The sequence below is a fragment of the Synechococcus sp. genome (assembly GCF_982614295.1).
Map to the genome: position 1 here is coordinate 1 of NZ_CEXBMR010000050.1, position 11951 is coordinate 11951.

Here is an 11951-nt window from a genome sequence, read left to right on the forward strand (position 1 = left end):
GCGAGTAATGCATAGCTGATGTAGCGAAGCACGATTTCGCCATCGCGCAGGCAAGCTGCCATACGACGGTTGGGGTAGCAGTTACCACCAGCCTGAATCAGGCCTGTGTTTTCGCAGATCATGCCGGTTACAGCATCAGACACGATGCAAGAAGCATTGCTGGTGATGGCATTAACGGCGTCAAGGCGCTTGTTGCCTTCGGCAACATAATTACGCAGTGAAGCAATTTCAGCTGTGCCGAGAGTGGCAGTTTTGGCATCTGCGCTTACAACAGCGCGAGAAAAAGCGTCGAGCATGAGAAAGCAGGACTAGGGGTGGATAAAATCTACCGAAAAGCCAGGAAAACCTGATTAAATCAGCAGTACTATTGATGCGTTAAACAGAAGTTTTTCAACCTCTGCCGGGCATCCCTGAACAGTAAGCCGTCTTTCACCACTGCACTTGCAAAAGCGGGCAATCACGTAAAGGTTCGTCATCAAAACTCCAGGGTTTTGGCTTTTGAGCCTGAATTTCGTTTTTTATTTAGATTTATAGCCACTGTGTAGGCTTTAAAAAATTCGCCAAAAATAAAAATGGCTGAATCATCTGCAGTTGACCCCAATGTTTCTGAATTAGAGGAAACCATTCAGGAACTCAGTGCCTACCGCGATCGCCTGCGCAATGATGTTTTAACCCTTGGCCAAAAACTGCGCTTACCCAAAGCAAAAGTGGAGGCCTCGATCGCTGATCACCCTGAATTGCAACGCATAGAAGAGATCTTGATTCAGCTTCAAGGGCAGCTCGCATAGCAATGGAGGCAACCAACACCCCCCTAACCATGGTGGCTTTTTTTGCAGCTAGCCGAGGCACTTGGCTCGCCCGTAGAGCAGTGCACCATCTTGATTACCAAGATGATGAAGCTGGCGATTCAAATCTGATAATTGAACCTTTTGATCGGGAAGACCCCAGTGTGAACAAGATTTGTACTTCCCTCGGAGTTGATCCAGCAAGCGCTTCCGGTGGTGCCAGATTTTGGTGGGAAGGCAATCTCAACCAAGGCTCACAAGATCCAGAGAATGCCGCAGTACTAATTGATGTACCGCAACAAGGTGATAGCCGTAAAGGATTTCTATTGAGGGATAAAGGTTATGTGGAAAAGGCGGCTGTGATGAGCGCTTACAACTTCAGTGATGATGGGGTGCTTTCCATCACCACTAGATACGACACAAACGTGGGTATCGAACGCTGTTGGTTTGTTACTGATCAGGTGCGTATGCGGGTGAGCTCAGTGCAATTTCTAGATGGCGTTTCCATGACCACCTATTGCACCGAGCTGCGTTGTAACAGCGAGGAAGCAATTAAAGCAACTGCTGCCAAGGCTCAATTACTCGCTCTAGCTGGCAAAAATTGATGTTCGACCCTTTTTTGGATGAACTCCAAGAAAAACTCAAAGCAGCTGGCTCAGAGCCACTGCCGCTTTCTAGTGATCTAGAGGAATGCCATTCCAGCAACGGTAAAAGCGTTATCAAAAACTGGCTATGGGCTGTGCCGGGCTTTAGGCGCTGGCGCGTTACCCGGCTTGATGCTGGCGATTCTCTCCAGGTTCTAAATGCTGTTGCCTATCCGGAATACAGCCGCGATATGCCGCTTATGGGGATTGATTTGCTCTGGTTTGGAGCCCGTTCGAAGTTGGTTGCTGTACTTGATTTTCAACCACTAATTCAAGACGAAACTTACTTTGAACGCCATTTTCAGGGATTGCAACAGCTGCATAGCAATTTTCCTGAATTAAGCGGAGAAGAGGCGATGCGCTCTTTTGATCCACACCAATATTTTTCACCTTGGTTACTTTTCTGCCGTGGAGGTAAGGAGGAAGCATCTTTATCTCTACCCAAAGCTTTCAATGCATTTTTGAACTGCTACTGGGCCTTGCATCAACAGAGCAGCGCAACCCAATCGCTTATCCCTGCAACAGAAGTGCGGCAGTTGCAAATTGCATACGATATCTACAGCGCAGAACGCGATCCTGCCCACGGCCTTTTTAAAAGCCATTTCGGCAAGGAATGGGCAGATAAGTTTTTACACGAATTCCTTTTCCCTGCAGGCGACAACCAAAATGCGTAGCTCCAGCCTTGAACCCGTAATACTGCCCAGCTGGCGCTGGCAGCCTTTTTTAAACCATGCTGTGGAAGCGCTAGCAAGATTTGAACCACAGCCATATCCCATACCAGAGAGATTTCTTTGGCAATCAGATAGTGGCGGCTCTACAACTAGGCCATTCAATGTAACAACAGCCACTTGGGGCTGCAAAACGAATAAGTTGCGCCAGGTGCGTGCCGCTTGCGTTGAAGGGGGAGAAGCTGCTTCAGTTCTTAATTTTGTAATTAATCCGAGTTGTAATTATGATCTACCATTTTTTGGTGCGGATTTAGTTACTCTGCCAAATGGCCATTTGCTAGCCCTGGATCTCCAACCAGCGCTTAAAAACGATGCGTTGCATACACAATTAGTTTGGGAAAAGCTTCTACCTTTGCATCAAGAGTGCAGCAAAAAACTTCCCAGTGGCGGACCGATTCCAGCGGAGGCTGAACCCTTCTTTTCGCCAGGTTTTCTCTGGACGCGAATTCCATTGGGCCCAGAGGGAGACGAATTAATCAAGGAGGCTGTTATGCCAGCTTTTAAGAATTATTTAAATCTTTATTTGGAATTTGTAGATGCAGCAACACCTGTAGATGCTCTCCGCGCCAGTGAACTTTTAGCAGGGCAATTGCGTTATTCCACTTATCGGGCCTTAAAAGATCCCGCTAGGGGAATGCTTACGCGATTCCATGGAGCCGAATGGACCGAAAGCTACATTCATGACGTTTTGTTCGATCTTCGGAGCAATTGATCGAAAATATGTTCCAAACCCGTAATTGAACCGATTCAGATCGCCTCTCAATATTTGTCGTTAAACATTGTGAACAGGCCGAGGGGATAGTGAAGTTATTAGCCAGAATAAAATTGTGGTACCCACCAGCAGCAATCCCAAGGAGTTTTCACAATGTTCGACGCCTTCACGAGGGTTCTCGCCCAGGCAGACGCCCGGGGTCAATTCATAAATCCTGGTGAGATCGATGCTCTCGCGAAGATGGTTTCTGACAGCAATAAGCGTCTGGATGCCGTTAATCGCATCACCAGCAACGCATCAACCATCGTGGCTAGCGCAGCCCGTCAGTTGTTTGCTGAACAGCCCGCATTGATCGCGCCAGGAGGCAACGCCTACACCAGCCGCCGCATGGCCGCTTGCCTACGCGACATGGAAATCATTCTCCGCTATGTCACTTATGCAATTTTCGCCGGCGATGCTTCGGTATTAGAGGATCGCTGCCTAAATGGCTTGCGCGAAACCTATCTAGCCCTTGGCACACCAGGTTCATCGGTGGCAGCTGGCGTAAATCTCATGAAGCAATCGGCCATCGCCATTACCAATGATCGCAGTGGCATCACAAGTGGTGATTGCGCCGCTCTTGTAAGTGAAATTGGCACTTACTTTGATCGCGCTGCAGCCGCTGTTGCTTAAAGCAGCCGCCTTAACTTTTTAACTTTTCCCACCAAATCATCCGATGAAAACACCCCTCACAGAGGCAGTTTCTGCAGCCGATTCCCAAGGTCGGTTTCTAAGCAGCACCGAGATCCAAGCCGCCTTTGGCCGTTTCAACCGCGCCAAATCAAGCCTTGAAGCTGCAAAGGCTCTCACTGCCAAAGCAGATAGCCTTGTAAATGGCGCAGCGCAAGCGGTGTATACGAAATTTCCTTACACCACTCAAATGCAAGGCCCTAATTATGCGGCTACGCCCGAAGGGAAAGCCAAATGTTCCCGCGACATTGGTTACTACCTGCGCATGGTTACCTACTGCCTCGTGGCAGGTGGCACCGGCCCTATGGACGACTACTTAATTGCTGGCATTGATGAGATCAACCGCACCTTTGAGCTTTCACCTTCTTGGTATGTAGAAGCTCTTAGGTACATGAAGGCAAATCATGGCCTATCTGGTGATGCTGCTAATGATGCTAACAATTACATTGATTATGCAATCAATGCTCTCACCTGAATTTCAGGTTATCTGTTAGTTTTAGCCCCCCCTCTACATGAGGGGGGGCTTTTTTGTGCCTTTAAACTAAATATCAGCGATGTTGCGCTAAATGGATAACAAGATTTCATCTGGCGAACCGATCAACGAAATCGAGGCATTGCAAAGGCTCACACAGCAAGTTGATTTCAGCGCTCAATACTATGGAGCTTGGTGGCTAGGGAGAATGCGCTCTAAACATCCAAGCGCTGTTCCCCTTCTTTTATCAGCTTTAACAAGAGTTTTAAGCGCTCCTCAAGAACCAGACGATTTAATAAATGAGAAAGTTGGTGTTGCTAGAAATGCCGCTCGCGCGCTTGGCAAATTGAAAGCAAAAGTTGCTGTAGCAGATTTAATAAAAGCCCTTGATCATCCTGATCACAGCCTGCGGGAAGCAGCAGCCCGATCCCTAGGTGAACTTGGAGATAAGCAAGCCTTAAGTGCTCTAGTGGCACATTTACAACTGCGTGGGGCCGGGGAACCGGTGGGAAATAGCCTGCATTTGGGCGAACCTTGTGAAGCATTGCTAGAAGCAATTGGGCAGATTTGCGTTATGAATGGCCTCAAAGCCGATCAAGATTTTCAAAAAAGCCTTGAAAGTTTTCAACACCACAACCGGCCAGTGGTAGCGAGTGCCGCCTGCAGGGCACTGCTCCAGATCAGTGGTAATTCGAAATGGGCTGAAGGGATAGTTGCACTTTTAAAAAATAGTCAATTGTTGGTGCGTCGAGCAGCCCTGCTGGATCTTGCTGCCTGCGGCTGGAGGCCTGCCGCAGAACAAATAGCAACATGCCAAGTAGAAAATAGTTTGAAGTTGTATGCACTTAGGGGGTTATTGGAGGATTCGCCTGATAATCCCGGCCCTGTTCAACTTGGTGAGCGAGAGAAGCAACTGCTTGCATTAATGGACCAGCTTTTGTGAATCAACAACTCAATGGATTTCTTTTGGCTGTGGAACAAGCCTGTTCTGCAGAGGCGCTTGTGGCTGCAAGTTTGGATCTAGCAAAAATTAGTTCGCAACTGCCACTCAATTCCATCGATCAGCAAGCTGCGATCAATTGTTTGATAACCCTGCTCGCAACCAATAATCCAGGTGCTGCGGCAATTGCTGTGGGCGGCTTGATTGCCTGCAAAACAGCAGCAGTGCAAGCCATCCTCAACAACCTTGATGAACATAATTACGGTGCTAGGGCTTGGGCGGTGCGAGCTCTTGCCCAAATCGGCGACCACCGCGGTTTAGCGGTGCTTCAACGAGCAATAGAGCAAGACATCGGCCCCAGTGTGCGATGTGCTGCGGCCATGGGCCTTGGCCGCATAGAGCTGGCTGAGCTTTCGCCAGAAGAAAAGCTTGAAACAATGGAAATTTGCCTTGCAGGCTTAAAGCTTGGTTGCGCTGATGGGGAGTGGATTGTGCGTTATGCCGCGGTGGTGGGGCTTGAAAATTTCGGCAGGAATTCCGCAAGCTCTTTTACTCAAGCCTGTTTACTGCTATTGAAAGCTCGCAGCCAGGAAGCCATTGAAGAAGTTCCAGTGGTGCGTTTGCGGGCCGCCCAGGCCTTAGCTGCTTTTAGCTAAAGCCTGGGGGAAGCAGCTTTGCCTCATACCAACAAACGATTTGCTGCACCACCTGCTCAATGCTCATGCCATCACTAACAAGTTCCAAAGCATCAGCGGCTTTGCAGAGGGGGGCTACCGCCCTTGTGGAATCAAGTTGATCCCTCGTATTGATCTCCTGCTCAAGCTGCTTTAAATCAGGTAGTGGTAAGCCCCGCTGGATCAAATCAGCACTACGGCGCCGGGCCCGTTCTGCCACCGTGGCAGTGAGATAAACCTTGAGCTCCGCATTGGGAAATACAGCAGTGCCTATGTCTCGCCCTTCTGCCACTAAGCCGCCGCTGGCACCAAGCCGCCGTTGCTGAGCCGTTAAGGCATTTCTCACACTGGGAAGTGCTGCCACCGCCGATACGCCAGCTGTTATTTCTGCGGTACGAATTTGCTCCGTTACGTTTTTGCCATTCACCCACACAAGTTGATCCCCCTGCGGCTGGGCTTCTAAACGCAGCTCAAGACTTGATAACGCCTGCTGCAGTGCTTTGCTTTCCTGAACTGGCAAATCAAGGCTTTGCAGCAGCCAGGTAACAGCTCGATACATCGCACCGGTATCTAGATAAACCAATCCCAAGCGCATGGCCACCTGGCGGGTAACGGTGCTTTTACCTGCACCGGCAGGGCCATCAATGGCAATGATCGCTGAATTGGTCATGAAAAACTTGGTTATAAAATCCGGTGATCAATTAAGCGTGTGCTGCCGCAACGCACAGCTGCAGCGAGTAGTGCGGGGGTTTCCAACAGCTGCAGGGGCTGCAAACTGAGGGGATTTACCAATTCCAAATATTCCACCTGGAGAGCTGCGGCCTCTAAGCAAGAACGTAGCTGCAATAAAAGTGTTTCCTTATTTTGAACCACATCTGCAATGCCAGGGTTTGGGCAAATGCTGAATTCAGCCAATGCCTTAGGCAAAGCAGCTGCTCGCTGGCGTTGCTCGCCTGTGAGGTAGGTATTCCTCGAACTAAAAGGCAAGCCATCCTTTTCCCTTTGGGTGGGGCAAGCCATCACCTGCACCGGCAAACCCAAATCCAGCACCATGCGCTTAAGCACCTGTAGCTGCTGCCAATCCTTTTCCCCTAAATAAATTCGCTTGGGTTGAACCAAAGCCAATAATCGGGCCACCACAGTGCAAACCCCTTGAAAATGTGTTGGTCGCTGGGGGCCGCAGAGATGCTGCACCAGTTCAGGTGCGGGTAACACCTGAGTTAGCCCCGCTTCTCCTCGTGGGTATAAATCATTGATTTGAGGCGCCCAAAGAGCATGGGCGCCATGGCTTGCCGCAAGTTGTAGATCCGCCTCAAGCTGGCGGGGATATCGCTCAAAATCCTCGCCGCGGCCAAATTGCAGCGGGTTCACGAACACACTCACCAAAACCCTGGTTTCGAGTTGTGCTGCTGCATTAAAAAGCCCACCGTGGCCGGCATGTAAGCCGCCCATGGTGGGTACGAAATTAATTGCCTCGGTGCTGGCTGATTTCCACTGCTCCAAATCTTGAAGCGAAAGGAGCAGAGGGATCTGAGCCATTAGGCGTTACTGCAACACCTCAAGCTTGACCGTTGCGATGCCAGAAACAATCAAACCGAGCTCGTGGGCTGCTCCATGGGCAAGATCAATCACCCGGGCGCCATGAAAAGGACCGCGATCATTGATGCGTACTACAGCGGAACGACCATTCCACAGATTTGTAACCCTCACCTTGGTGCCAAAAGGCAGGCTGCGGTGGGCGGCAGTAAGGGTGCCGGGCCTAAAAACTTCGCCGTTAGCGGTGCGATTACCAAAAAAACCTGGGCCATACCAGCTGGCTTCCCCTTGGCTTGAGGCAAGCACCCGAGGGAACATCCGCACAGATGGAGCTTTGAGCTTTAGGGGCAAAGGCGAATCAAGGCCTGGAAGCTCAAGATCAAGGGAGCTTGGGGCTGTGGTTTCGGCAAGAGCAGTGAGCTGTTGTAGGGGCTCCGTGTTCTCTTGGGCCAAAGTTGGAGCAACCGTTGAGGCAGAAGTGGCAATGCAAAGCAAGGCACTTGGAAACAGGAACTTTGCAGCTTGAAGATTTTGCATAACAAACGAAACAAGCTGCTAACAGCAACCGGGAGACCTTGATCAACCCAGCTCAACGGTTTAATGGAATGCATTTCGTTATTAAAAACACAGTTTTTTTAATAACGAAATGCCCGTTGCAGTTCCTAATGATTTGAACAACGAATCGAATATAAAGCAAATAAAAAGCTGCTTTTAATCACTAGGCCCCTTTATTTTTAGATTAGGAAATGCAATCAATCGGCTAATCGCCCTGATCGCAAACACTTTGGCGGCAGAATTAAGGGGGAAAGTATCAGCAAATCCGATCAACACCATAAGCTGAACTGATCAAAGCATGTGCCAATCTCAAAATCGTCTACCAAATTTTATTGATTTTGGGGCGGAGCTTGAGCCAGCATGCTCATTAAATCGAGAGCTTCAATGGATTACCGCAGCGCTGGGGTGGATGTTGAAGCCGGCAGGGCTTTTGTTGATCGCATTCGCAGCAGCGTTGAAGCCACCCGCCGCCCTGAAGTGGTGGGCGGCCTGGGCGGTTTTGGTGGGCTTTGTCGCCTTCCTTCAGGTATGCGCAAGCCACTTCTGGTGGCAGGCACCGACGGCGTGGGTACAAAACTCGAGCTCGCTCAAGACTGTGGTCGCCACCACGGGGTGGGAATCGATTTGGTTGCAATGTGCGCAAACGATGTGATCACCTGCGGCGCTGAACCACTCTTTTTTCTTGATTACATCGCCACCGGCAAGCTCAGCCCCGATGCAATGGCCGAAGTGGTGCTGGGTATCGCAGAGGGTTGCAGCCGCAGCGGTTGCGCCTTACTCGGCGGTGAAACCGCTGAAATGCCTGGGTTCTATTCCGCCGGCCGTTACGACCTCGCAGGCTTTTGCGTAGCTGTTGTGGAAGAAGACGAACTAATTGATGGGAAACAAGTTGTTGCAGGTGATCGCTTGATAGCTATTGCCAGCAGCGGGGTGCACAGCAATGGCTTCAGCCTTGTGAGGAGAGTGTTGAGCGATAACCACATTGATCTGCATGCCCCCCAGGACGCCTTAGCTGGTGCCACTGCTGCCAATGCCTTGCTTGAGCCCACACTCTTATATGCACCATTGGTGAAAGCTTTACGAGCTTCTGGATTACCGCTCCATGCCATGGCTCACATCACCGGAGGGGGGTTACCCGAAAACCTGCCCCGCTGCTTACCGAAAGGATTAAGGGCCCTAGTGGATCCGAACAGCTGGCAGCGGCCAGCTTTATTCAGTTGGCTTCAGCAACTGGGGCAGATTCCAGAGGCGGATTTATGGCACACCTTCAATCTGGGAGTGGGCTTTGTATTGGTGCTGCCTGAAGTTGCAGTTGCCCCTTGCCTAGAGCTAATCAGCAGCCTCGGCATGGCCGGATGGCCCCTGGGTGAAGTTGAAATCGGCCCAGCTGGGGTGGCTGGATTACCAAATGGGGCTTAGGGCACCTGAGATCTGTCAAACTGAAAGATCAACTTGCAAGTAACGCCTGGCTAACCAGGTCTAATAACCGAAGTGATTTCAAGCGAAGCGTCTCTTAATCAGCCCCGTATCACCCGTCGCCGCAGTTCAGCTGGCCCAATTCCGCCAAATCGCCCCCAGCGTTTTGGCGCTGAACAGCAACGCGGCGGACCAAGACCCACCTACTTAACTCTTGCTGATCATGGCAAGGTTTATGTGGCAGATCTGCCTCAGATGTCTGATGGGCAGCTTGAAACCGTTGAAAAAGAAGCTCAAGAGGTATTTGAAAGCCTGCAACGGCGCATTACCGAACTTGAACAACTCGGTAGCGCCAGCCTCCGTGATGACGGTTTGATTCGCGCTTGCACAAAACGCGACGTTACTGATCGCTTTTTACGTTCAGTTGCCCATGAGCAAGCTCGACGCAGGGAAAATCCAAGGCTGCACGCTGCCGCTGGTGAATCCTTGGCCCGCGCTTTTCTTGAAGTGGCTCGCCATCGCTTGCCTGGCCAAACCTTTGATTCAATCCTGCAGGAGGCATTAAACGCCTGCGAAACCAAACCCACAGAGGCGGAACAAAGCGATGATCCGGCCGATGCCCCAGCACCTTCAGTGTTACCGGTGGTGCTTAGCGAGGAGCTTTGAGCCAAGCCATACCTCCAGCGGCTCCAACCGATACGGATATTGAAACGCCTGAAAGCAGTAAAGAGATTGAAAGGGTTTTATGCGGCCATTGCGGCCGCACAGCATCTAATGGCATTTCTTGTCAAGGTATCTGCGTTGCCGACAGCGGCTATTAAAATCACCAGAATGGGTTCAGTACACATATAGCTATGAATAAAACTCTTCGTTTAGTGCTGCTTACAACAGGTTTTGCCTTCGCCTATCAAACTGAGGTTACGGCGCAAAAAATACTTGAAAACATTGGTAATCTCACCATCTCAACAAACAATTGCAGTCGTAATTTAGAGGATCAACCGCAGGGGCCCTGCAGCCGGGTTGTGCTGGATCAATTGCAAAAAGATGTAATCAGCGTGCGTTTTATCGCCCGCGGCAAACAAGTTGATTCCAGTAATCAACTCACCCTTGCTGGCACCAGTCAAAATAGTTTGCAATGCAAAAACACCCGTTGTGTGATCACCGGTCCAATCGATTTAGACCTCAGCAGTATCAGTGAAGTTTTATACAACAACAACGGCATAGCGGAAGAAATGCCAAAAGCTTGGCCTGTATTGGGCAACTGCAGATTGGAACTAAAGTCAATCAGTTGTAAAGCTCGCTCTATCCAAGGGCAACGCTGGGAAGCAAACGCCAGTTTCTAAAATTTAAAGGCAGCTCACGAGTTTTGCTAGATTTCAAAATCTTTTAATTTGACATGTTGCCTTAGCAGGTTTTCTGATGATCTACGCGGTGCTTAAGTTAAGCGCGCAAAGCGATCACGATGAATTCCCATGCTGTTATTAAAGGGGGATCATCAACCACAATCACCCTACTGGCAAGAAAAGAGAAGAAGCACTGGGGCATAGAATGATTAGTTCAGTAAGGGCAACCTGCCTTTTTCATATCTGCAGCAACTTTTAGCGCTTTTTTGTTTTCCGAGATTTCAATAAACTCATTTTTAGTTGTCAACATTTCCTTACACGAAGGAAATAATGAATTCAAGAAAAAATATACCGCCGAAAATGCTATTATAGCAACTATTGGCTGAATAATGAATCCAAGACGAGTTTTTGGGAGCCTTTTGGAGTCGATAAAAAAGAAAGATAGAAAGAATGTGAGGAGTTTCTGCATCATTTCAACCAAATCAGAAAAGATTATTTGATGATATTAGATCGCAACCTTTACTTATGCATGAAATAAGGAGATGGGGCAAGCGGCTTGTTTGACTCACATCACACGAATCATTTCATAAGGACACTAGCCATTAGCGTTACTTTATAAACTAAATATATAGTGGTGGAGCGCACTTGGCTGCCAATATCAGCCTGGAGAAGTTGTATTATCACCTACTTTTGTTACTTCATTGCGAGCACCTCATCCAAAGGTATTCATAGGTGAAAGGAAGGCCATCCTGCCTTCTTAACCACTGAAGGCCCCTGTACTTCTGGGTCCCAAACGCGAGCGACATAGGCGCCCTCGAATTCCTGGTCTGTCATCCTTAACAGGAGGTTTCCCGCCGTTAGTTGCGCTGTCATCATTAGTTCTTGCATTCCTCTAGTTACAAAACGTGGTGTTTTTCCCACACGTCTCGCAAAAGCGACCCACTTTGCAACATGTGAAGGGCAGAAGTCTCAATTGAGGCTTTTTCAACGGCAAGCCTTATAACTTCGGCGGCGATTGCTCATGGAACAATTACCGTTCCGTCGATGCCTGAGACAACCAAGTCCCCGCATGAGACACTCACGGTGCCTAGAGTGATGGGGTCGTCTTGGTGGAGGATCCTCAGGCGTCCGAGGCTGTCAGTCACTGCAGTGCTCGAACTGTGAACGGGAAAGCCTGCGGCTTGGATTCGGTGAACGTCTCGAATCGAACCGTTGATCACCGCCCCTCGAGCACCGCGGGCGAGAGCTGCCGAAGAGAAGAGCTCTCCCCAGAAAGCATCCGGGGACTCTGAACAGTCTGCAACAACGACATCGTCAAGCTCGAGTGAATCAACGAAGGCGATCTCACGGTCATACGGTTGGGGTGGCGGCGAGTCAACCACATCAGCCTTGACGGGCCTGGCCCAGCCAACCAATA

The 11951-nt window shown here is 49.8% G+C and carries 13 protein-coding genes and 2 pseudogenes; 11 read left to right on the forward strand and 4 right to left on the reverse strand.

Translation table 11 applies throughout. From position 1 onward, the window contains the following. Positions 1 to 296 (reverse strand): annotated as a pseudogene (gene cpeB, locus AC2JC8_RS08455) (class 1 C-phycoerythrin subunit beta); the annotation flags it as partial. A gap of 276 nt (positions 297 to 572) precedes the next feature. On the opposite strand from cpeB, the gene AC2JC8_RS08460 reads away from it, so the two are divergent. From AC2JC8_RS08460 to AC2JC8_RS08495, 8 genes are all read left to right on the forward strand, one after another. After that, complete coding sequence (locus tag AC2JC8_RS08460; protein ID WP_295456455.1) at positions 573 to 788, forward strand: hypothetical protein; 216 nt, start codon at positions 573 to 575, stop codon at positions 786 to 788. Between the two features lie 2 nt (positions 789 to 790). Then, a complete protein-coding gene (locus tag AC2JC8_RS08465; RefSeq protein ID WP_484594521.1) occupies positions 791 to 1390 on the forward strand; it encodes a phycobiliprotein lyase in 600 nt (199 codons plus the stop codon). Beyond that, positions 1390 to 2103 (forward strand): 15,16-dihydrobiliverdin:ferredoxin oxidoreductase, encoded by a 714-nt coding sequence (locus AC2JC8_RS08470; protein ID WP_484594522.1) that lies wholly within the window; start codon positions 1390 to 1392, stop codon positions 2101 to 2103. The genes AC2JC8_RS08465 and AC2JC8_RS08470 overlap by 1 nt, the downstream gene beginning before the upstream one ends. Further along, positions 2096 to 2869 carry a phycoerythrobilin:ferredoxin oxidoreductase gene (locus AC2JC8_RS08475; RefSeq protein ID WP_484594523.1) on the forward strand — a complete coding sequence of 258 codons (774 nt, stop codon included), beginning with the start codon at positions 2096 to 2098 and terminating at the stop codon, positions 2867 to 2869. The genes AC2JC8_RS08470 and AC2JC8_RS08475 overlap by 8 nt, the downstream gene beginning before the upstream one ends. Positions 2870 to 3022: 153 nt before the next feature. After that, a complete protein-coding gene (locus tag AC2JC8_RS08480) occupies positions 3023 to 3541 on the forward strand; it encodes a phycocyanin subunit beta (protein ID WP_484594524.1) in 519 nt (172 codons plus the stop codon). A 43-nt stretch (positions 3542 to 3584) separates the two neighbouring features. Further along, on the forward strand, positions 3585 to 4073 hold the full coding sequence (gene cpcA / locus AC2JC8_RS08485; protein WP_484594525.1) for a phycocyanin subunit alpha: 489 nt from the start codon (positions 3585 to 3587) through the stop codon (positions 4071 to 4073). A gap of 91 nt (positions 4074 to 4164) precedes the next feature. After that, complete coding sequence (locus tag AC2JC8_RS08490; protein ID WP_484594526.1) at positions 4165 to 5013, forward strand: HEAT repeat domain-containing protein; 849 nt, start codon at positions 4165 to 4167, stop codon at positions 5011 to 5013. Then, positions 5010 to 5666, forward strand: a complete 657-nt coding sequence (locus AC2JC8_RS08495; protein ID WP_484594527.1) for a HEAT repeat domain-containing protein — start codon at positions 5010 to 5012, stop codon at positions 5664 to 5666. Before AC2JC8_RS08490 ends, AC2JC8_RS08495 begins: the two co-directional genes overlap by 4 nt. Here AC2JC8_RS08495 and AC2JC8_RS08500 read toward each other — a convergent pair. Together AC2JC8_RS08500 and AC2JC8_RS08505 are read right to left on the reverse strand one after the other, a co-directional pair. After that, positions 5659 to 7223, reverse strand: a pseudogene (locus tag AC2JC8_RS08500) (bifunctional pantoate--beta-alanine ligase/(d)CMP kinase). The gene AC2JC8_RS08495 and the pseudogene AC2JC8_RS08500 sit on opposite strands and share 8 nt — an antisense overlap. Positions 7224 to 7229: 6 nt before the next feature. Continuing rightward, on the reverse strand, positions 7230 to 7757 hold the full coding sequence (locus AC2JC8_RS08505; RefSeq protein WP_484594528.1) for a septal ring lytic transglycosylase RlpA family protein: 528 nt from the start codon (positions 7755 to 7757) through the stop codon (positions 7230 to 7232). A 402-nt stretch (positions 7758 to 8159) separates the two neighbouring features. Between AC2JC8_RS08505 and purM the strand changes: the two genes are divergently transcribed. From purM to AC2JC8_RS08520, 3 genes are all read left to right on the forward strand, one after another. After that, a complete protein-coding gene (purM, locus tag AC2JC8_RS08510; RefSeq protein ID WP_484594531.1) occupies positions 8160 to 9194 on the forward strand; it encodes a phosphoribosylformylglycinamidine cyclo-ligase in 1035 nt (344 codons plus the stop codon). A gap of 72 nt (positions 9195 to 9266) precedes the next feature. Continuing rightward, the gene (locus AC2JC8_RS08515; protein ID WP_484594529.1) at positions 9267 to 9857 is read left to right on the forward strand and encodes a histidine phosphotransferase; all 591 of its coding nucleotides are present in this window, start codon (positions 9267 to 9269) and stop codon (positions 9855 to 9857) included. A 188-nt stretch (positions 9858 to 10045) separates the two neighbouring features. Next, positions 10046 to 10534: a hypothetical protein gene (locus tag AC2JC8_RS08520; RefSeq protein WP_484594530.1), complete on the forward strand. Its 489-nt coding sequence runs from the start codon at positions 10046 to 10048 to the stop codon at positions 10532 to 10534. A 1019-nt stretch (positions 10535 to 11553) separates the two neighbouring features. Here the strand turns inward: AC2JC8_RS08520 and AC2JC8_RS08525 are convergent. After that, positions 11554 to 11916 (reverse strand): RraA family protein, encoded by a 363-nt coding sequence (locus tag AC2JC8_RS08525; RefSeq protein WP_484401645.1) that lies wholly within the window; start codon positions 11914 to 11916, stop codon positions 11554 to 11556. Between the last annotated feature and the right edge of the window lie 35 nt (positions 11917 to 11951).